General features: G+C 43.8%; 14 protein-coding genes. 9 read left to right on the top strand and 5 right to left on the bottom strand.

All coding sequences use genetic code 11. From position 1 onward, the window contains the following. The first annotated feature begins 6 nt into the window (after positions 1–6). Entirely contained in the window at positions 7–2,214 is a 2,208-nt protein-coding gene (locus HMPREF1551_RS09740) for a patatin-like phospholipase family protein (RefSeq protein ID WP_021628961.1), read from the top strand. Position 2,215: 1 nt separating this feature from the next. On the opposite strand, the gene HMPREF1551_RS09735 is transcribed toward HMPREF1551_RS09740, so the two are convergent. Further along, positions 2,216–2,923 (bottom strand): ThiF family adenylyltransferase, encoded by a 708-nt coding sequence (locus HMPREF1551_RS09735; protein ID WP_021628960.1) that lies wholly within the window; start codon positions 2,921–2,923, stop codon positions 2,216–2,218. Positions 2,924–3,212: 289 nt separating this feature from the next. Between HMPREF1551_RS09735 and dapF the strand changes: the two genes are divergently transcribed. From dapF to dnaK, 8 genes are all read left to right on the top strand, one after another. Continuing rightward, complete coding sequence (gene dapF, locus HMPREF1551_RS09730) at positions 3,213–4,019, top strand: diaminopimelate epimerase (RefSeq protein WP_034544618.1); 807 nt, start codon at positions 3,213–3,215, stop codon at positions 4,017–4,019. A gap of 6 nt (positions 4,020–4,025) precedes the next feature. Beyond that, positions 4,026–4,523: a GNAT family N-acetyltransferase gene (locus HMPREF1551_RS09725; RefSeq protein ID WP_021628958.1), complete on the top strand. Its 498-nt coding sequence runs from the start codon at positions 4,026–4,028 to the stop codon at positions 4,521–4,523. A gap of 114 nt (positions 4,524–4,637) precedes the next feature. After that, a complete protein-coding gene (locus tag HMPREF1551_RS09720) occupies positions 4,638–5,636 on the top strand; it encodes a beta-ketoacyl-ACP synthase III (RefSeq protein WP_021628957.1) in 999 nt (332 codons plus the stop codon). A gap of 188 nt (positions 5,637–5,824) precedes the next feature. Then, positions 5,825–6,328, top strand: coding sequence for an acetyl-CoA carboxylase biotin carboxyl carrier protein (gene accB / locus HMPREF1551_RS09715; protein WP_021628955.1), 504 nt, complete (start codon positions 5,825–5,827; stop codon positions 6,326–6,328). A 46-nt stretch (positions 6,329–6,374) separates the two neighbouring features. After that, positions 6,375–7,733, top strand: a complete 1,359-nt coding sequence (accC, locus tag HMPREF1551_RS09710) for an acetyl-CoA carboxylase biotin carboxylase subunit (RefSeq protein WP_021628954.1) — start codon at positions 6,375–6,377, stop codon at positions 7,731–7,733. Between the two features lie 24 nt (positions 7,734–7,757). Next, positions 7,758–8,702, top strand: a complete 945-nt coding sequence (gene trxB / locus HMPREF1551_RS09705) for a thioredoxin-disulfide reductase (RefSeq protein ID WP_196800722.1) — start codon at positions 7,758–7,760, stop codon at positions 8,700–8,702. Positions 8,703–8,708: 6 nt separating this feature from the next. Continuing rightward, positions 8,709–9,377: a uracil-DNA glycosylase gene (locus HMPREF1551_RS09700; protein WP_021628952.1), complete on the top strand. Its 669-nt coding sequence runs from the start codon at positions 8,709–8,711 to the stop codon at positions 9,375–9,377. A gap of 94 nt (positions 9,378–9,471) precedes the next feature. Next, complete coding sequence (dnaK, locus tag HMPREF1551_RS09695) at positions 9,472–11,379, top strand: molecular chaperone DnaK (RefSeq protein ID WP_021628951.1); 1,908 nt, start codon at positions 9,472–9,474, stop codon at positions 11,377–11,379. A gap of 255 nt (positions 11,380–11,634) precedes the next feature. On the opposite strand, the gene ctlX is transcribed toward dnaK, so the two are convergent. The 4 genes from ctlX to HMPREF1551_RS09675 all read right to left on the bottom strand — a co-directional run bounded on the left by ctlX (position 11,635) and on the right by HMPREF1551_RS09675 (position 20,758). After that, a complete protein-coding gene (gene ctlX, locus HMPREF1551_RS09690; protein ID WP_034544617.1) occupies positions 11,635–12,573 on the bottom strand; it encodes a citrulline utilization hydrolase CtlX in 939 nt (312 codons plus the stop codon). 29 nt (positions 12,574–12,602) lie between these two features. After that, a complete protein-coding gene (locus HMPREF1551_RS09685; protein ID WP_021628949.1) occupies positions 12,603–13,577 on the bottom strand; it encodes a deoxyhypusine synthase family protein in 975 nt (324 codons plus the stop codon). Between the two features lie 32 nt (positions 13,578–13,609). Beyond that, a complete protein-coding gene (locus tag HMPREF1551_RS09680; protein WP_021628948.1) occupies positions 13,610–16,183 on the bottom strand; it encodes a BamA/TamA family outer membrane protein in 2,574 nt (857 codons plus the stop codon). A gap of 333 nt (positions 16,184–16,516) precedes the next feature. Beyond that, positions 16,517–20,758: a cobaltochelatase subunit CobN gene (locus tag HMPREF1551_RS09675; RefSeq protein WP_021628947.1), complete on the bottom strand. Its 4,242-nt coding sequence runs from the start codon at positions 20,756–20,758 to the stop codon at positions 16,517–16,519. Positions 20,759–21,191: the final 433 nt, after the last annotated feature.

The raw sequence follows: 21,191 nt of genomic DNA, 5'->3' as shown, positions 1-21,191 counted from the left end.
TTCTTTATGAAGCAATGTTATCTCTTTCTCCTGTTACTCTGTACAAGCAGTTTGCTCGCTCAGGAAAAAATTCGTTCGCTCTCCGACCTTCGAGGAAAGAAAGACCTCAAGGTAGGGCTGGTGCTCAGTGGAGGGGGTGCCAAGGGCTTGGCTCATATCGCCGCCCTGGAGGCTATCGAAAAAGCAGGAGTGGAGATTGACTATATAGGAGGAACCAGTATGGGAGCTATCGTAGGGGGATTATATGCGGCTGGCTATAGTGCCCGACAGCTTGATTCGCTCTTCCATGCCACCGATATGGAGGAAATTATTCAAGATAATGTACCTCGCTCGGCTCAAACCTTTTATGAAAAGGAGAATCGTGACCGCTATATGGTGTCCTTGGCCTTACAGAATGGAAAATTTGCACTCCCAGCAGGGCTTACCCAAGGGGTCAATCTCTATAATTTCCTAAGCCAACTCACCTATAGGGTTCGCAAAATCGACGACTTCTCCAAGCTCCCCATCCCTTTCCTATGTATGGCTACCGATGTGGAGACGGGGCAGGAAGTCATCTTAGAACATGGTGACCTTGCGCAGGCAATGATGGCCAGTGGCTCCTTCCCTACCCTCTTTGCTCCCGTGGATATTGATGGACGTTACCTTACCGATGGAGGGGTGATGAACAATTATCCTATTGATGAGGTCAGGGCCAAAGGAATGGATGTGATCATAGGGGTAGATGTACAGTCCCCCTTGAAGACACGTGAGGAACTGCGCTCTGCCAATAGTGTTTTGCTCCAGATTACTGGCTACAAAATAGCCAATGACATGAAGGAGAAGCGAGAGAAAACAGACATCTATATCCATCCTGATATGAAGGGATACAATGTCATCTCTTTCAATGAAGGACAGGCTATTATTGATTCTGGGCGAGTAGCTACCAAGAAGGTACTCCCCCACCTCTATTGGCTTAAGCGATATCTCAAGAGAAAAGATCCGGAACTTATCAATACCAAAATCCCCGATTCCTTATGGATCAGTAATATTACTTTTTCAGGGAACAACCACTATTCGGATGCCTACCTCCGAGGTAAATTGGGCTTCCAATGGGATGAAAAAATCTCTTTCAAAGACCTCAAGGATGGCGTACAGAATATCATGGCTACCCAAAACTTCAAGGGGATCAACTATCATATTTGCTCCACTGAGCAAGGGGAAGAGTTGCGCTTTGTTTTGGATGAAGCCCCTGCACAGACCTGGGTTAAGATGTCCTTGCACTATGACAATCTTTACCAAACAGCCCTTTTGCTGAACCTGAGTCGTTCGAGTATTCTTCAGAAAGATGACTTCATCTCCTTTGATTTCATTGCCGGAGACAACCTGCGCTATAAGTTTGATTATTATGTAGATAAAGGATTTTATACCAGTTATGGGATACAGAGCAGATACGACCATTTCCGTCGTGACATCTCCTTCAGAGGGTTTTCTCTCAATACGGGAGATACGAACTTAACCCTCTCTCGCCTAAAGAATCAGGTGTACTTGCAGTCTATTCTTTTTAAGCGTAAGTTCTTGGCGGGGCTTGGGCTACAGCATGAATTATATAAGGTAAAAATACAGCCTGAGAACTTCGAAGGAAAGGTTAATTATTACTCTCTCTTCAGCTACCTCCGCTATGATTCCTTGGACAATGCGCTCTTCCCTACCGAGGGGGTGTATTTCGATGCGCGTGGGCTTTGGTATCTTCATTCTACAGGATTTGGAGAGCGAATCAACCCTTTGATTTTAGTAAAAGGAGATATAGGAGGCGCTTGGAAGGTTACCGATCGGCTTTCAGGAAAAGCCATGTGTTCGGCAGGCTTTCACTTAGGATTGCCCAATGCCCCTTTCTTGCAGTATGTGTTTGGAGGACAAGGGGATAATTTTTTTGGAAATCTGCTGCCTTTTTACGGATATGATTACTTGAGTTTTGGAAATTATGACTTCCTCAAGGGGGAACTTTCTTTCAGCTACCGCTTCTATAAGCGCTATTATCTCAAAGCCATTGCCAATGTAGCCAATGCGGATGAGAATATGTTTGCCGAACGAAATTGGTTTTCACTACCTCGATATACAGGATATGCCTTAGGCCTAAGTGCCAATTCTTTCTTAGGCCCTATTGAGCTTAAGGCTACTTATTCACCAGAAACGGATAAGTTCATTTGGCTTTTCAATATTGGCTTTTGGTTCTAAGCTATTCTATGAGTTTACGTACAATCACTCCAGCTACATGGATACCGAAGAGAGCAGGCATATAACTCATGGTGCCATAATAGGAACGCTTGAAGTTAGTACCATCGGTCAGTGCCATCATATCTTTGTCAGGAAGTTCAAGCGAAAAGACCGCCTTGAATTTAGGTTGTATTCCTTCTTTTTTCAAGCGCTTGCGGATGGTTCGCGCCAGGGGACAGTCACGTGTTTGGGATATATCGGCCACCTTTACCTTGGAAGGATCCAGTACCCCTCCCGCTCCCATGCTGCTGATAACCTTCACACGACTATCATGACAAGCCCTCAGTAGGCTTATCTTGGGCGAAATACTATCTATACAATCCGCAACATAGTCGAACCGACTATCTACCAAATCATAAGCCGTTTCAGGAGTGAGAAAATCTGTGATGACATGAAGTATTATTTGAGGATTGATATCCCTAAGTCGTGTAGCTACAAGGGTCGCTTTGGGTTGCCCTATGGTAGAATCAAGGGCTATGAGCTGCCGGTTCTTATTGGTGACATCCACCACATCTCCATCCACTATGGTAAGCGCTCCTACCCCTGCTCGGGCTAAAAATTCAGCTACAAAAGCACCCACACCGCCCAGTCCTACCACAAGGACATGCGATTTTTCTAATTTCTCTAAGCCTTCGTCTTTAACGACCAATTTTGTTCTCTCTCGCCACACAACTATTTAGTTTTAAAATGAAAAGCCATTTAGTGAAAAGTGAAAAACTAACAATACCAATAGTAGAAAACAATTGTATAGTCTAATTTATTAACAACATTTTAACTATTGATTTATACTATAATAGAACTATTCACTTTTCTCTGTTCACTTTTCATTATTTTTGGGTGGCAAATTTACAATCTTTTCAGTAAAAGACAAAATAAAAAAATACTTTCCTGAAAATATTTTTTCATTCTTTTGTTTATTATATCATTTTTTTCTATTTTTGCCCTTAAAAATAAAAATCATGAGACTGATACATTTTTACAAATATCAAGGTGCCGGTAATGATTTCATCATGATTGACAACCGTACCAACACCTTCCCTAAAGAAGATGTCAAGTTAGTAGCTCACCTCTGCCATCGTCATTTTGGCATCGGTGCCGATGGGCTGATTCTACTGGAGAATGACCCTGAAAGCGATTTTGCCATGTTCTATTACAACTCGGATGGCAATCCCAGCACCATGTGTGGCAACGGAGGGCGATGTATCGTTGCCTTTGCCCATAAGCTGGGGATTATCTCAAAGGAAGAAACTACTTTTTCCGCTCCTGATGGCCTACACAAAGCCCTTTTCAAGAATAACCTCATCCATCTTCAGATGCAAGATGTCAGTGATATCTCTAAAGTAAAAAAAGGGGTAACCTTGGATACCGGTTCTCCCCACTATGTGGAGGTAGTCAAGAACCTTGACAACCTTGATGTCAAGAAAAAAGGAGCTGAAATCCGTTATGGAGTCCCTTTCAATATTGAGGGAGTCAATGTCAATTTTGTAGAACCTATTGCTGATAACCGCTTCAAATTGCGTACTTATGAGCGTGGCGTGGAGGATGAGACCTATTCTTGTGGAACTGGAGCTACCGCTACGGCTATTGCCATGCACAAAACAGGCAAAACCAAGGCTGAATATATCATTCTGGAGACCAAGGGGGGTACCTTGGAGGTTACTTTCGAGGTCAAAAAAGAATTTCTTGGTCTAAAAATAAAAGAATATTCCAATGTTTGGCTTATCGGAGGGGCTGATTTTGTATTTGAAGGCAATATAAATGTATAACCCAACATGGTAGCGTTAAGAGCCTTAGAACCTGAAGATATAGATTTTCTCTATCAGTTAGAGAATGACCCTTCCTTATGGGAAGTGAGTGAGACCCAGTCTCCTTTCTCTCGAAAAGTGCTTACAGCCTATATCGAAAATGCCCACGAAGATATCTATCAAGCTCGGCAACAGCGCTTGGTGATTACCTACCAAAAAGAGGCGGTAGGCTGCGCTGACCTATATGATTTTCAGCCCAAGAACAAGCGTGCCTCTGTAGGAATTGCCATTGTAGCTCCTTTCCGGCAAAAAGGAATTGCAACCCGAGCGCTAAAAGCGCTCTGCTCGTATGCTTTTACTTTTATTGACCTACACCAGCTTACGGCCTATATTCCTCAAAAAAATATTGCTAGCCAAAAACTCTTCGAAGGACAAGGTTTCTTATGTACTACCTTACTGAAAGACTGGCTGTTTTTCGATGGAAAATACCAAGATGTATATCTCTATCAGCACTTCAAAACCTAATTTTTGACAACAAATGATAAAAACAGCTTCTTTTACATTATAATTCGTATTTTTTTTGTAACTTGCGCCTCTATTCTATAGGCTCTTATTGTGAGCCCTCTAAATTTGATTTTTATGACAAAAATTACAGCTGCTATAACTGGTGTAGGCGGATATGTCCCCGACTTTGTCTTGTCCAATAGTTTATTAGAAACTATGGTCGATACTACCGATGAATGGATTACTACCCGTACAGGTATCAAGGAGAGAAGACTCCTAAAGGAAGAAGGAAAAGGAGCTTCCTTCTTGGGCATTAAGGCGGTTGAAGATTTGTTCCGCAAGACAGGTACCAACCCTGCGGATATTGACCTGGTACTTTTTGCTAGCGTAACCCCCGACATGCCGGTAGCTATATCGGGTGCCTACTTAGCCACTCAGATTGGAGCCATCAACGCCTTCGCAATAGACCTACAAGCGGCCTGCTCCAGCTTCCTCTATGGAATGTCCGTAGCTGCTCGCTATATAGAATCAGGCAGATATAAAAAGGTTCTTCTGGTAGGAGCTGACAAAATGTCCTCCATTATAGACTATACCGACCGTGCTACCTGTATCATCTTCGGTGATGGGGCGGGTGCCGTACTCTTCGAGCCTAACTACGAAGGATTGGGCGTACAGGACGAATACCTCCGTAGTGATGGTGCCGGGCGCGAATATCTTAAAATAGATGCCGGAGGCTCCATACTCCCTACCACTCCCGAAACACTCAAGGCCGGGCAGAACAACCTCTATCAGGACGGAAAAACGGTTTTCAAATATGCCGTCTCCCGTATGGCCGATGCCACCGATGCGATTCTTGAACGCAATCAGTTATCGGCAGACGACCTCAACTGGCTCGTACCCCATCAGGCCAACAAACGTATTATCGATGCTACTGCCGATCGCATGGGACTTGCTCACGAGAAGGTAATGGTCAATATCCAACGATATGGCAATACCACCTCCGCTACCCTACCCTTAGCCCTTTATGATTATGAAAAACAACTCAAAAAAGGAGATAATATCATCTTTGTGGCTTTCGGAGGCGGATTCACCTGGGGATCCCTATATATGAAGTGGGCTTATGATCCTAAATAAATAATTGTAAGAACTTATTTTTTATAATCTTTGTTGAAAAATATTAAATCTCTCTGAAGTTTTAATTTTTTCCTAAAAAAACAGGAGGCATATAAAATCTTTTTAGTATTTTTGTGCCCTGAATAAATGATTTTCATCAGAACCTATTGCAGATAATGTTTAACTCATTGAAAATATAATTATTTACTATGGATTTAAAAGACATTCAAAACCTAATCCGATTCGTAGCCAAGTCGGGCGCCAGCGAAGTAAAACTTGAAATGGAGGATGTAAAAATTACAATTAAAACCTCCGGCGAAGAAGGGCGTCCCGAAACGGTATTTGTCCAACAACCTTATGTAGCACAAGGACTCCCTCAGACTCAGATTCCTATAGCGCAACCTGTATTCCCAGTGAGCGACCCTGCTAATATTGTGGCTACCAAAGAGCACGATGATGAGGAAAATGGAAAATATATCACTATCAAGTCTCCTATCATTGGTACCTTCTACCGACGACAAGCGCCTAACAAGCCACTCCTTGTGGAAATAGGCGACAATATCGTACAAGGACAGACCCTTTGCGTAATCGAGGCCATGAAGCTATTCAATGAAATAGAATCCGAAGTATCCGGTAAGATCGTGAAAGTACTCGTGGATGGTGCTTCTCCTGTAGAATATGACCAACCACTCTTCTTGGTAGACCCTTCTTAGTCTCGAGGTGTCCTGTATAAGTAGTGTTCCTTAAAATTCTTAGAAAATGTTTAAAAAAATCTTAATAGCCAACCGTGGAGAAATTGCCCTTAGGGTCATCCGTACCTGCCGTGAAATGGGAATCAAAACGGTGGCTGTATATTCTACTGCGGATGCCGATAGCCTTCATGTGCGCTTTGCCGATGAAGCGGTCTGTATCGGCCCCGCCCCAAGTAAGGATTCTTACCTTAAAATCACCAATATCATCGCAGCTGCTGAAATTACCAATGCGGATGCCATCCATCCTGGCTATGGATTCCTCTCCGAAAATGCCAAGTTCTCTAAGATTTGTGCTGAAAATGGGATTAAGTTCATCGGGGCTTCTGCCGAGATGATTGACAAAATGGGAGATAAGGCAACCGCTAAGGCGACCATGAAAGCAGCTGGAGTGCCTACCATTCCTGGCTCTGATGGCCTACTCAAGGATATCCACGAGGCAAAGAAAATAGCCAAAGAAATGGGCTATCCTGTGATGCTCAAGGCCACCGCCGGAGGAGGTGGAAAAGGGATGCGTGCTGTATGGAAAGAGGAAGACCTCGAAAAGGCCTTCGAAAGTGCTACCCAAGAGGCTGCCGCTGCCTTCGGAAACGATGGTATGTATATGGAAAAACTTATCGAAGAACCCCGACATATCGAGATCCAAATCGTTGGTGACCAATTCGGTAAGGCTTGCCACCTCTCCGAACGCGACTGCTCTGTACAGAGACGTCACCAAAAACTTACCGAGGAAACGCCCTCCCCTTTCATGACCGACGAACTACGTCAAAAAATGGGAGAAGCTGCTGTCAAAGCTGCCGAATCTATCAAATACGAAGGGGCTGGTACAGTGGAATTCCTCGTGGATAAGCACCGCAATTTCTACTTTATGGAGATGAATACCCGTATCCAAGTAGAACACCCTATCACAGAACAGGTGATTGACTATGACCTGATAAAAGAACAAATCCTCGTGGCTGCCGGAGTGCCTATCTCCGGACGTAACTACACTCCAAAACTACACGCTATCGAGTGCCGTATCAATGCCGAAGACCCTTTCAATGACTTCCGCCCTTCTCCTGGACGTATCACCGCTTTCCATGCCCCTGGTGGCTTCGGAGTACGCCTCGACACTCATGTCTATGCCGGATATACCATCCCGCCCAACTATGACTCTATGATCGCCAAGCTCATCGTAACAGCGCAAACCCGACAAGAGGCCATCGCTAAGATGAAGCGCGCCTTGGACGAATTTGTCATCGAAGGAATCAAAACTACCATCCCCTTCCACAAGCAACTTATGGATCACCCCGACTATGTCGCCGGTAACTATACCACTAAGTTCATGGAAGAGTTTGTTCTCCAGCCTAAGAGCGAAGAGGATGAATAAAAACATTCACTTTTAACCAATATTATTATGTCTGTAGAAAAAATCAAATGCTTAATTATAGGCTCTGGCCCTGCCGGATACACTGCCGCTATTTATGCTTCAAGAGCCAATCTCAAACCTGTATTATACCAAGGGGAACAGCCTGGAGGACAGCTCACCACTACCAATGAGGTAGAGAACTTCCCTGGCTACCCTGAAGGAATTACAGGAACTGAGATGATGATGCAGTTCGAACAACAAGCCCGCCGCTTTGAGGCTGATATTCGTTCTGGCTGGGTTACCAAAGTAGATTTCTCTGCCAAACCCCTCAAAGTATGGGTGGAGGATAAGGAAATTCATGCCGATAGTATCATCATTAGTACAGGAGCTTCGGTCAAGTATCTCGGACTACCTTCCGAACAACATTATTTGCGAACAGGAGGAGGGGTATCTACCTGCGCCGTATGCGATGGCTTCTTTTACAGAAACCAAGAGGTGGCTATCGTAGGAGCAGGAGACTCTGCTTGTGAGGAAGCGCTCTACCTTTCCAAAATCTGTAAGAAGGTAACCATGATTGTACGCCGTGATGCTTTCCGTGCCTCCAAGATTATGGAAGAACGTGTAAGAAAAGTGGAAAATATTACTATTTTGTTCAATACAGAAACCGAGGAGATCCTCGGTGATGGACAAGTGGTTTCTGCTATCAGAGTACGTAACAACAAGACTCAAGAACTTTCCGAATTTCCTATCACAGGCTTCTTCGTAGCTATCGGTCATAAGCCTAATACGGATATTTTCGCTCCTTACCTCTCTTTGGATAAGGAAGGATATATTGAGAATGTACCAGGCTCCAGCCGTACCAATGTAGAAGGGGTATTTGTAGCGGGTGATGCTGCTGACAAGCACTACCGACAAGCTATTATTGCTGCAGGAAGTGGTGCTATAGCTGCTATGGATGCCGAACGTTATTTAGCCGCTCAAGAAATATAGACTCTTATGATTGTACGCATCGATCCCTCTTGGAACTCCCTACTTCACCATGAATTCGAAAAACCTTATTTCGAATCACTGACTGATTTTGTCAAAAAAGAATATAGCGAACATACTTGTTATCCAAAGGGAAAAGAAATCTTTGCGGCCTTTGACCAGTGCCCTGTAGCGCAACTAAAAGTCGTGCTCTTAGGGCAAGACCCTTACCACGGAGAAGGGCAAGCCAATGGCCTTTCCTTTTCAGTAAGAGAAGGGGTGGCACACCCTCCTTCTTTGGTCAATATATTCAAGGAAATCCAAGAAGACTTACAGCTACCTTATCCCGAAAGTGGAGACCTCTCCCGCTGGGCAAGACAGGGGGTGCTGCTGCTGAATGCAACCCTTACCGTGCGTGCCAATAAGGCGGGAAGCCATCAGGGACAAGGCTGGGAAACCTTCACCGATGCGGTTATCAAAGCAATCTCCGACCATGGTGAGCATATCGTCTTCCTCTTATGGGGAGGTTTTGCTAAAAAGAAAATAGAACTAATTGATACTCAAAAACATTGTGTACTTACCTCAGGACATCCCTCCCCCCTAAGTGCCAATCGTGGGTATTGGTTCGGAAACAGACATTTTAGCAAAACCAACGAATACTTGACATCTATTGGCAGAGAAAATATTGATTGGAGATAAGGACTGCCATTTTGTCACAATTTTACTTTTGGCATAATCCTTGTCTATAATAAGGCATAAGTAACAAAATAAGAAATTAAGATAATATACGATTATGAGTAAGATTATTGGAATAGATTTGGGAACCACGAACTCGTGTGTTTCTGTAATGGAAGGTAATGACCCTGTGGTGATTACCAATGCAGAGGGCAAAAGAACTACCCCCTCTGTGGTTGCCTTCGTAGAAGGTGGCGAGATAAAGGTAGGGGATGCCGCTAAGCGTCAAGCAGTGACCAACCCTAAGAAAACGATTTACTCTATTAAGCGTTTCATGGGGAACAAATACTCTGACTTAGGTCAAGAAATAGGACGTGTTCCTTATGCTGTAGAACAAGGAGATAACGATACCCCTCGTGTAGATATTGACGGACGCCTATACTCTCCTCAAGAAATCTCTGCTATGATTCTTCAGAAAATGAAAAAAACTGCGGAAGACTTCTTGGGACAAACCGTAAGCCGTGCGGTAATCACCGTTCCTGCTTACTTCAACGACGCTCAACGTCAAGCTACCAAGGAAGCTGGTGAGATCGCTGGTCTTAAGGTAGAACGTATCATCAACGAACCTACTGCTGCTGCTCTTGCTTATGGGCTTGATAAGCAACATAACGACCATAAGATCGTAGTATTCGACTTCGGTGGTGGTACTCACGATGTCTCTATCCTTGAACTCGGTGACGGTGTATTCGAAGTTCTCGCTACCGATGGGGATACCCACCTTGGAGGAGACGATGTAGATGAAAAAATCATCAACTGGCTTGCTGAAGAATTTGAAAAAGAAGAAGGTCTCGACCTCCGCAAGGATCCTATGGCACTACAACGCCTCAAAGAAGCGGCTGAAAAGGCTAAAATCGAGCTTTCTGCCTCTATGCAGACCGAAATCAACCTTCCTTATATCACCGCTACTGCCACAGGGCCTAAGCACTTAGTACGCACACTCACTCGTGCTAAGTTCGAGCTCCTTATTGAAGACCTCGTAGTTCGTACCATTGAGCCTTGTAAGAAAGCACTCCAAAATGCAGGCCTTGAGGTAAGTGATATCAATGAAGTAATCCTCGTGGGAGGCTCTACCCGTATCCCTGCGGTTCAGGAAGCTGTAGAGAACTTCTTCGGTAAAAAACCTAATAAGAGTGTAAACCCTGACGAAGTGGTAGCCATCGGAGCCGCTATCCAAGGAGGGGTACTTACCGGAGATGTAAAAGACGTTCTTTTGCTTGACGTCACCCCGCTTTCCCTCGGTATCGAAACAATGGGTGGTGTGATGACCAAGCTCATCGAAGCTAATACAACAATCCCTGCCAAGAAATCTCAGATCTTCTCCACTGCTGCTGATAACCAACCTAGTGTGGAAATCCACGTATTGCAAGGAGAAAGACCTATGGCAGCAGACAATAAGACTATCGGACGATTCCACTTGGATGGTATCCCACCCGCACCACGTGGCGTACCTCAGATCGAAGTAACTTTCGATATCGATGCCAATGGTATCATCAACGTATCGGCTACCGACAAAGGTACTGGTAAGACCCACGACATCCGTATCGAAGCCTCTTCTGGACTTACCCAAGAAGAAATCGAAAGAATGAAGCGTGATGCCGAAGCCAATGCCGAAGCGGATAAGAGAGCGCAGGAAGTCGCTACTAAGATCAACGAAGCGGATGCGCTTATTTTCCAAACTGAAAAGCAACTCAAAGAGTTCGGTGACAGATTGCCTGCTGACAAAAAAGCAGCCATCGAAAGTGCATTAGAAGAGCTTAAGAGTGCCTACGATAGTAAGGATGTTACCACTATCGATGCAGCCTTGGAAAGAATCAACGAAGCTTGGAAGAGTGCCTCTGAAGATATCTACAGAGCACAACAAGGAGGTGGTGCCAACCCAGGTGCTGGCTACTCCGATCCAGGAGCTCAACCTAACCAAGGCCCCGATAACAACGTACAAGACGTTGACTTCGAAGAGGTTAAATAGCGGAATCCCCGCAAGGCAAAAAATAACAGCCCCATCTAATAAATAGGTGGGGCTGTTACTTAAATCGAACTCAGGTTATAATAACACTTCTTATTACCGCGCAGGATACCGCGCAAGTCGATGAATGGATTAAAATCCGAAAAGATAGATAGACTATACAGATTAGGGCTTTTTCATAGGGAGCACTTTCACTCTATAACAAAAGAGGCCTTCCTTTTTTGGGAAAGCCTCTTTTCAATATTCATGCTTCACTTTTCACGCTTCACTTTTCACTCCAAAGACTTCCGCCAGCATACAGCGGGCACTACCGCCACCACATACCTCTATGGTGGAGAGGTCACTATAGAGTATTTGGGTATGTTTCTCTATAGCAGCTATTTGCTGAGGCGTTAGGGCGTTGTATGCAGTTTCACTCATCACCAAGTATTTGGCATCTTTCCCTTTCACTTGGAGCATATTTCCTACAAAGCAGTCCACTTGCTTTTGGCTTATCGTGATGATCTCCTTGTGATCTTCCTTGAGGTGGTTCAGTACATTTTTGCGCTCACTCTTATCCTCTATTGCATCAGGACAGATGATAGCAAAAGTCTCCCCCAAGGCCATCATTACATTGGTATGATAGATAGGCTTGAGCTCTTCTCCATCTTTTTGAAAAGCCTTGAAGATAATAGGTGTATATTCGAAATCTTCACAGAACTCTATGAATAATTCTTCATTAGCCCTGGCAGAAAGCGCACAATAGGCCTTGCGATGGATTCTATCCAAGACCATTGCCCCTGTTCCTTCTAAGTAGAGCCCTTCGTCCTCGGCTTCTGTATAGTCATATACATTCTCTATCTCGAAGCCTTCCGCTTCCACTATATCCAAGATGTCCTCACGGCGCTCCCTACGTCTGTTTTCGGCAAACATAGGATAGAATACCACATTCTTATTATTGTGGAAGCTAATCCAGTTATTCGGGAATATAGAATCAGGGGTATCTCTTTCATAGATATCATCCACCACGATCACATGTACTCCCACCGCTCGGAGCTTGCCGACCAAGGCATCAAATTCCTCTTGCGCCTTGAGGTTGATCTGCTCATTGGTGATATTAATGCCCTTTTGGAAGTAGTTATCCACCAAGGTCTCTTCGTTTGTTCTAAAACGAACAGGACGTATCATCAGTACGGTATCCGTGATTTGTTTTTTCATATTATCAATCATTGGTCATTGGTCATTCATCATTGATTCAGTATGTAGGCAAAGATAAGCGGTGCTACTATAGTCGCATCGGATTCCACGATAAACTTAGGGGTATCTACATCCAGCTTACCCCAAGTTATTTTTTCATTAGGCACAGCTCCTGAGTAGGAACCATAGCTGGTGGTAGAGTCAGATATTTGGCAGAAGTAAGACCAGAAAGGCACATCCTCCCATTCGAGGTCTTGGTACATCATAGGCACCACACAGATAGGGAAATCCCCAGCGATCCCCCCTCCTATTTGGAAGAAACCAACTCCCTTACCGGCTGAGTTGTTGCGATACCATTCGGTAAGATAGATCATGTACTCTATACCTGTCTTTACAGTATGAGCCTTGAGGTTTCCTTTGATTACATTGGCAGCAAAGATATTTCCGGTGGTAGAATCCTCCCAACCTGGACATATGATAGGAATATTCTTCTCCGCAGCGGCCAGTATCCATGAGTTCTTAGGGTCTATTTCATAGTATTGTTCCAAAACCCCTGAAAGTACTACTTGATAGAGGAATTCATGAGGAAAATAACGTTCTCCTTTTTCCTCGGCCTTATGCCATACCTCTTCTAAGTGTTTTTGTAGGCGGCGGAAAGCCTCTTCCTCTGGAATACAGGTGTCGGTTACACGATTGTAGTGTCCGTCTAAGAGTTCTCTCTCTTGTTCTGGAGTAAGGTCTCTGTAGTGAGGTACACGTTTGTAGTGAGAGTGAGCCACTAGGTTCATCACATCTTCCTCGAGGTTAGCCCCTGTACAAGAGATGATATCCACCTTTCCTTGTCGTATCATCTCTGCCAAGGAAATCCCCAGTTCGGCAGTACTCATAGCCCCGGCAAGTGCTACAAGCATCTTACCTCCTTCTTGGAGGTGTTTTTCATAACCTTTGGCTGCATCTACCAAGGCAGCAGCATTGAAGTGTAGAAAATTCTTCTCAATAAATTGAGAGATTGGTCCTTTATTCATCTTTATTTTTTATTTAAGGGTTATACAATTCTTTAGAAAGGATAATTAATTCCTATATTGAAAACAAAATCAGATAGTTTCAACTCATTCGTCCAGTGAGAGGTAGCCGCTATGGAAGGATTATATAGCTTCATCCCGAAATCCCCTCGGATGACAAAATAATTCATATCAAAGCGCAAGCCAAAGCCTGTGGCAAGTGCTATATCCGATATATCAGAAAAGCGATCCAGCATAGCCTCTGTCCTATTTTCTTCATCCAACAGATGCCATATATTCCCTGCATCCAAGAACAAGGCTCCTTTTAGGGCATTGGCTATGGTAAAGCGGTATTCGGCATTAGCGGCCAACTTGAAGTTGGCTTCGTTGAACTCCAAAACAGACCCTGAAGAGCCTGGTCCTAATGAATAAGCACGCCAACCGCGGTTGTCATTGGCTCCTCCTGCAAAATAGCTACGTGAAAAAGGAACATACTTTCCATTTCCATAGGGCTTGGCAAAACCTACAAAACCTCGTAAGGCCAGTACTTCCCCACTATTTTTCCTTGTCGATAGCGGAAAGTGCTTGATATATTCCACCTCTGCCTTGGCATATTGGGCATAGGCTACGTCCATGAACTTGCGCTGCCCCTGATCATCGGTGGGGAGCTTACGAATAATATTGAATAATTGGGGAAGGTTCCCTGCCGTTTCTACCTTCACTCGGAACTGTTCATAGTTGGGCTCATAGTAGTTCATCGTATTATTCGACATATAAGTGAAGCTCGTAGCAAGAATCAGGTCATTGCGTGTAAGGTGATAGAAACGTTCATAGAGATTGAGCAAGTTTATATTTCTCTGGGCCGGATCCGACCAGTCCCGCCGGAACATATCGTAGAGGAAAAAATCATAGGCTTTGGACCTGTATAAGTTACCATGTGTATCCAAAAAACCTGCTGGAGCTCCTTCATTTCTAACTATTTGATTGAGAAACTCATAGGAGCTTTCATATACATTGAAGTAATTCCGAGGATTTTTGTTATGCACATACTCTATATCCAAGAGTTCCAATATGTTGCGATTTGTAATATTAGGATTCCAGGTATAACGTATTACTCCTGTGGTTTTCTGCCTATCCAAACCAATATTCTCCTGTGCACTGGTGGAGAACTGTAGAATAGTTTGAGGTGTTTTAGAGAAAGGAATCAGAGATTCTATCCGACCGAAGAACCATATCCTTGGAATGGTAAGGCGCAAGCTCCCTCCATATTCAAAAATATTAAAAAATGCGGAACTACCATCCAAAAATTGCTGCGCTCCCATAGTGATACGAGGAGTGACCTCCAAGGTTTCTGCTCCTCTGAAGACATTTCTTGCGATAAAGGAAGTACTAAAACCTATCCCAAAATCCTGTATAGTAGAGTGGGAAAGCTCTAAGGTCGTTTCTGTAGAGAAACGCTTGAGAGGTTCGAGAAATATATCAGCCTCTAAGATATGCTGTAGGGTATCATTCTTAGCGTAGTGGTATTGGATATTAGGATATTTGAAGGTACGAAGATTGTTAATCTGTCGGTAAGCATTATTGCGATCTGTATCCCGATAGAGCTCCTTTGAGCGCAAGGCTATCGCATCATAGAGGGTCTGCCTACGATAACGCAGCTTATGGCGGTAATAGTAAGTAATTCCTTTGTACACTATCGAATCATAAGCACTTACAGGTAAGGAAGCCTCATAGTCGGTATAGAGGTGTACTTTCTTTATCTGATGCGCCTTATAAGGGCGTTCGACCGCTGGATCTGTAGAGCGGTCTAAATAGTTGGCTATCGTAGTGGTTACATTGATCAGAGAGTCTCTGTTATAGAAGACCGTATCTCGTGCTATGGTGAAGTCTATTGCACTTTGTTGGAAATTATAGAAGCCATTGTTGCGCAGCAGGTTGGTAATACGAGCGCGTTCATTGGCAAAATTCTCCAAACGGTAGACGGTATGAGGCTTGATAATACGTTCTTTGATGTGTTTTTTATAGAGAGAATCGACCTCGGCAGAGAGGATCTGTGTATCCAAGGAATCAATATAGTAATGCTGTCCCCTATCCAACACATAAGTGACAGAAGCCTGTTTTTTCTTATCCGAAGGGATGATCTCGTAATGGCTTTTGTTGTTAAAATAGCCCACACTATTGTAATAAGTATGGAGTGTTTGTGCCGTTTTACGAGTCTGTACGGTATCTATAATCACAGGAGCCTGTCCCATATGCTGGAGCATTCGATCCTTCCCCGAAATTAAGAAAGACTTCCCCAAGCGTTGGGTCTGTTTTTTAGAGAGAAATCCATCCAAAAAGCGATGCCACTTAGGGTGCCGTTCCAGCCATTTTTGATAGTTTTCTTCTGCGTGATCATCGGCTAAGTTATAGATAAGCAGGCCCAAAGGGATCCCCAATAGTCGTGAATTGGGTTCCTGCCTTAGATAACCGTAAATATAGCTATTCTTAGGTTTCTTATCATTTACAGAAATCGTATTCTTACGAAGCAGATATGCCCCCTCTGGCACTTTCTTAGTAGGATTGCACCCCTGCAACCAAGCCACAGCCAGCAATAAGAATAACGTTTTAGCAACAAAGATATGCTTCATTGGAAAGCCTCAAAATTTCGGCTCAAAATTACAAAATTTATACGATACTACAAGTATAATTATCAATTGTTAATTGTTAATTGTCAAAGACACGCTACTTGTCTAATTCCACAATCAGCCCTACAGACCTAACTAACTAAGAAACAATAAATTGCACCTCTAAACAAGCACTAACCAAGACAATTCCTTTCCTGTCATAGTCTCCCGTAGAGGTACAATTCGTTGTGTATTAACCAAAAAGAGCTTCAATCTATTATTGAAGCTCTTTTTTTAAAATCAATAAGTTACAAAACTTAATCTATTAATCATTGCTGGTATTATTGGCATTAATCATTATTTCCTTCTTTTTCTGACAAATACCACCAATCCCACAAGGGCAACCAGTACCGCCACTCCTATCCATACACCATCTAAGGAAACTTGCTTCTTTTCCTGTGCGGTGGAGGTTTCTTCTTTTTGAAGCACTTGGCTATTCTTGGTATCATACTCCTCTTGAGTAGCCTCATTGGCTGCAGAAAGTTGCTTCTGATATACTTGCGCATTGGCCTCTGGAGCTTTTTGAGAGATATAGGCTTGTAACTTCTTATTCTCAGAGGAGAAATGGGAGGAGGTTACCCCATACTGCTTTACCAAATCGGTATGAAGGGTTGCCAACTTAGTTATCTGCTCGGCCGATGCCTTCCACATACCCTTACGAGTAGCCTCCAGCATCACTGCGGTTACCTCTTCCAAGGAAACAGCATTCTCTCGTTTGATAAATTCAGTGACACCCAACTGTTGTTTGTCTTCTATATAAGTATCATAGACCTCATTCCATAGTGCATCATCAATTAGTTCAGGACGGGTAGCCTCCCAGCCGTGCATATTGGTTACAATCTCTTGAATCTGTCCAGCAGCGGAGGCCTTACCTTTCATCATTTCCTTGATATACTTAGGGTTAAGTATAGTAGATCGCGCCTCTACCCCTATGGCTTCCTTGAGTTCTTGTAGGTGCATATTCTTATGGTTGCGATAGTCGGCCAAGTAAGCATCGGGGTCTTTGCCGGTTACTTCCTTGATTGCGGCATTCATCCCTCCCATGAACTCATATACGTGATCAAGGCTTAGAGCACCCCAAGTATTGTTCTGTCGTGGCTGGATGAGCACGTCTGCATGCTTGATCGCAGCACGGAACATACCTTCCTGGAACTGGCTCCAATTCTCTTTTGTTCCATAGAAGGCACCCATATTGTGCATATACACTTGGGCGATATCCTGCTGGGTCTCCCACTTATCCCCTGCATTGATCAACTCTTTGATACCGGTATCATACCTTCCTTGCAGGCCTCCGAAAATACGCTGGGTGGACATCTCACGCGCTTCCTTAGGTGGTACCCCTGCCGCTACCAGTTCCTTTTCTATATCCACAGTACCAGCACTCACCTGGTTGGCATAAGGCTCTTCAGGAAGTGCACTGACCATCTCTATCGCTTTGGTAAGGAGGAAAAGGCGAGAGGCTGCCAAGTCTCGGAACTGCCCAGAGGTCTGGATAACCACATCTATACGAGGGCGTCCTAACTCTTCGGAAGGAATCAGGCGTATATCGCCCACACGTCCAAAAGTATCCCATATTGGTTCTACCCCCAGCATATAAAGCGCTTGAGCTATGGAGACCCCCTCGGTTTCTACAAACTCGGAACTCCAAAAGGTATAGGCAATCTTCTTGGGATACTCCCCATGTTTGCTCTTATATTCATTGAGTACATCTTGAGCTAAGGCCACGCCCCTATCCCAAGCCAACTTACTTGGGGTACTTTCTGCATTAATGGAATAGAGATTGTGCCCTGTAGGCACTCCTTTAGGATTGGCAACCGCATCCCCACCGGAGGAAGGAGGGGTATAGCCTCCACTAAGTGCATTGAAAAAAGCCTTTTCTTCCAAATAAGGACTTTGCTGTAAGCCATCTCGGTAGTATATGATATGAGTAATCGCCTCTTCTATGGCTACTATAGCGCGAGCACGCTCTATTTTTGCTTTTTTAGCTGCTAATTCAGCTAATTCCTTTTCGGTAATAGGTTTGCGTTCCTCTTTCTTCATTGGAGCTTTCTTCGTTTTGGTAGCTTTACCAACCGCATCAGGTTTCTTACCCTTAGCACTATCTATCTTTGCTTGACCAGGAGCCTCCTTTGCCTGAGCAGCTTCCTTATCTAACTGTTTCTTAAGAAAATAAGGCATCCCTGCTTGGTCTTCTACGGCCATGGTCTCTTTGGCTTTGGCCAATTCCTCAGGGGTGATATGCGCATAGGTACAGATAAGCGCTTCTGTTACAGGCTTACCAGCAAGTACCTGACTGACGAGTGCTTTGGCAGGATTCAAATAATGTTCGGAGAAAAAGACCTTGCGCTTGAGGTCTTTCTCACTCACCTTCCCATCTATCTTGTTTAGAGCCGCTACACTGTAGGCGATAGGGTCGGCTGACATAGCCACTACTGTAGAGGCAATTTTGTCCGCTGAATAAGGGGCTCCCATCGTATAAAGCTCTCCGTTGATTTTCTCGGTGGCAATCTCCTCTGCAAAGTCGGAGAGGCGATCTATCTCGGCCTCTGTATAGGGTTGGGTAAGAAGGCTATCCAAGCGCAAGTCGCGATGCAAGCCCATACCAACTGCCAGCTTTTTGATATGTAGCGAAATCGCATTCTTATCAGTAGGATTTTTTGATTTCTGATAGGAGAGAATTGTATTTTCCAACTCCGTGAAGGTATTGCGCATATCACTCTCGGTGAAGGCAGGAGTCAGGTAGGAGACAATCGAGCCATAGGAACGGCGCTTGGCCATCATAGCCTCTCCTATATTACCAATAGTATAGTAGTAGAAGTGAGGTACTGTCCCCACCAAGATATCTCCCCAATCATAGTCAGAAAGCGTAACTTGCTTATGAGGGGTAAATTCCAAGGAACCATGCGTACCAAAATGTATCAAGGCATCCGCCTTGAGGCCATTCTGCACCCATAGGTAAGCCCCTATATAAGCGTAAGGAGGAATTTCCTTGACCCCATGCTGTACCTTGAAGTCATCTTCGGTGCTGATAGCCGCTGGAGGTTGTGGTAGTACGGTGACATTTCCAAAGGTGAGCTGAGCTACCGCCAAATAATCTTTCCCTTCCTTATGAGTTGTTAGGTAATTGCCTGGTACTGCGCCATTATGAGCCACTACATCCTTATAAAGGTCTTGCGGAAGAGTTGCCTTAAGCCAAGTATCCAACTCATTGGCTTCTACCAAGGCGGGTTGTCCCTGTGCGAAGAAGCGTTCTATCTCACCTTTGGCGCCCGCTCTATAAGTGTTGGCATGGGTATTGAGCAAAGTGTTGAACTCCTCCACTGTAGCGGGAAGCCCTTCTACCTTATAGCCTTCCCTCTTGAGGGATTTGAGAAAGCTATAAAGCGATTCCACCACCTCTAAGCCTTGAGCCACTGGCGGATTAAGCCCTACTCCCTTGAAATAGACTATAGCCAACTTCTTATCCGCATTGGCTTGTTTTTTTAGCTGGGTAAAGCGGTGTATGATTTTGGCAAACTTAGCCGCACGATTTCCAATCGCATTGAGGAAATAATACCCATCCTTATTCTTATCCTGTGCAATAACCACATAGGGATAAAGAGCCCCGTCCAATTCGGGCATCACTACCGTCTGCCCCAAAAAGCCCCCGGCCATTCCCATGGGGTCTTTTTCCCATTTCTCCTTGAGAGTCAGTACCGAAAGCCCTGTAAAGAAAGGAATATTCTTCTGCTTAATCCAGTTGATAAATTGCTCCGGAGCACCCATCATCATCTGTCCATGAGGGAAATAAACGATGGCATCCGGATTTATTTCTTCTAAAAATGTCATGCGCTTGGCCTGTGCTGTAAAGGGATAGACATTCATCCCCTCATCTTGTAAGGCCTTTATCACCCCATTGAGGTGTTCTTTGTTTCCTGCAAAAGGATCGTGCAAGCCCGCTACTATAGCCACTTTAGGCGCTCCCTCTTGGTAGAAATGATGTTCCTTGAGATAGGCCTCATATGCTTGCAAGTTATCAAACGAAAGCTCATCATCCAGGTGAAAATATACATTTTCCTTACGCTCTATCGCAGGAGCAGGCTCTAAGGCAAACCATTTCTTATCTATATATTTACGTATATAGCGTGCTAAGTTCTGATAGTTCTCCTTACTACCACTCTCCAGGTATTCGGATACTCGCTTGAGATCAGCCTTCGAGAGGTTGCTAAGATCATTATCCGGATTGGTCACCGCAAAACTATGAAAGGGTACTTTTTGAGAAACTTCAATTAGTCTATTATGTTGTTCTTCTGTTACTTTCATCCCCATTCCCCATACCAAGACAAAATCCACCCCCTTGAGTTTGTCTAATTCATCGGTAGAAACCTCTTCGAACTTGATAAACTTATCCTTATTCGATAGGATAATATTGGAAGATTGGTAACTCATAAAATTCACCAAAGCAATACGTGTAGGCGCTACAAATCGCTGATACACAAAATACCCCACTCCACAGAGTAACAATACCGAGAGCAGTAGAAACCATTTTTTTCTTGTCATAGTATGAGATTTTTTATGTTCTTTCGCTATTAATAATTAGATTTATTACACACAATATGTCTGTGCAAAGATACGACTTTTTTTAAAACCTTGAAGAAAAAAAAGAAAACTTTTTAGCCTCTCACAATTCATGGATAATGAGTCCATGAAGGGAGAATTGTGAGACATGAATTATAGCTAAGTTCAACATTAGTAAATGACTGATTTTCAATACTTATAAAACACCACTTCCCCTTAGGTTATCAACATTTGACAACTTTTATTTATAAACAATTGTGTTTTTCACAACAAAAATAACCGTTAAAACCAACTAATTAACAACAATCCTTTTATTGTTGAAAATTATTTTTTGATTGCTAATTTTTTTTGTATAGCGATTTATTTAAAGCAAACAACCTATTTATAATCAATCACTTAAGCAAATATCAAGTAT

Source organism: Capnocytophaga sp. oral taxon 863 str. F0517, assembly GCF_000466425.1.
GTDB lineage: Bacteria > Bacteroidota > Bacteroidia > Flavobacteriales > Flavobacteriaceae > Capnocytophaga.
Note: the sequence above shows the minus strand (reverse complement) of the source record. Positions and strands in the feature narration are given on the sequence as shown.

Bases quoted from the DNA above. Each gene is read 5' to 3' on its own strand.
- HMPREF1551_RS09680 (WP_021628948.1), bottom strand. From the start codon at position 16,183: ATGAAGCATATCTTTGTTGCTAAAACGTTATTCTTATTGCTGGCTGTG.
- HMPREF1551_RS09700 (WP_021628952.1), top strand. From the start codon at position 8,709: ATGATTGTACGCATCGATCCCTCTTGGAACTCCCTACTTCACCATGAA.
- accB (WP_021628955.1), top strand. From the start codon at position 5,825: ATGGATTTAAAAGACATTCAAAACCTAATCCGATTCGTAGCCAAGTCG.
- dnaK (WP_021628951.1), top strand. From the start codon at position 9,472: ATGAGTAAGATTATTGGAATAGATTTGGGAACCACGAACTCGTGTGTT.
- HMPREF1551_RS09720 (WP_021628957.1), top strand. From the start codon at position 4,638: ATGACAAAAATTACAGCTGCTATAACTGGTGTAGGCGGATATGTCCCC.
- dapF (WP_034544618.1), top strand. From the start codon at position 3,213: ATGAGACTGATACATTTTTACAAATATCAAGGTGCCGGTAATGATTTC.
- accC (WP_021628954.1), top strand. From the start codon at position 6,375: ATGTTTAAAAAAATCTTAATAGCCAACCGTGGAGAAATTGCCCTTAGG.
- HMPREF1551_RS09675 (WP_021628947.1), bottom strand. From the start codon at position 20,758: ATGACAAGAAAAAAATGGTTTCTACTGCTCTCGGTATTGTTACTCTGT.
- HMPREF1551_RS09725 (WP_021628958.1), top strand. From the start codon at position 4,026: ATGGTAGCGTTAAGAGCCTTAGAACCTGAAGATATAGATTTTCTCTAT.
- ctlX (WP_034544617.1), bottom strand. From the start codon at position 12,573: ATGAAAAAACAAATCACGGATACCGTACTGATGATACGTCCTGTTCGT.
- HMPREF1551_RS09740 (WP_021628961.1), top strand. From the start codon at position 7: ATGAAGCAATGTTATCTCTTTCTCCTGTTACTCTGTACAAGCAGTTTG.
- HMPREF1551_RS09685 (WP_021628949.1), bottom strand. From the start codon at position 13,577: ATGAATAAAGGACCAATCTCTCAATTTATTGAGAAGAATTTTCTACAC.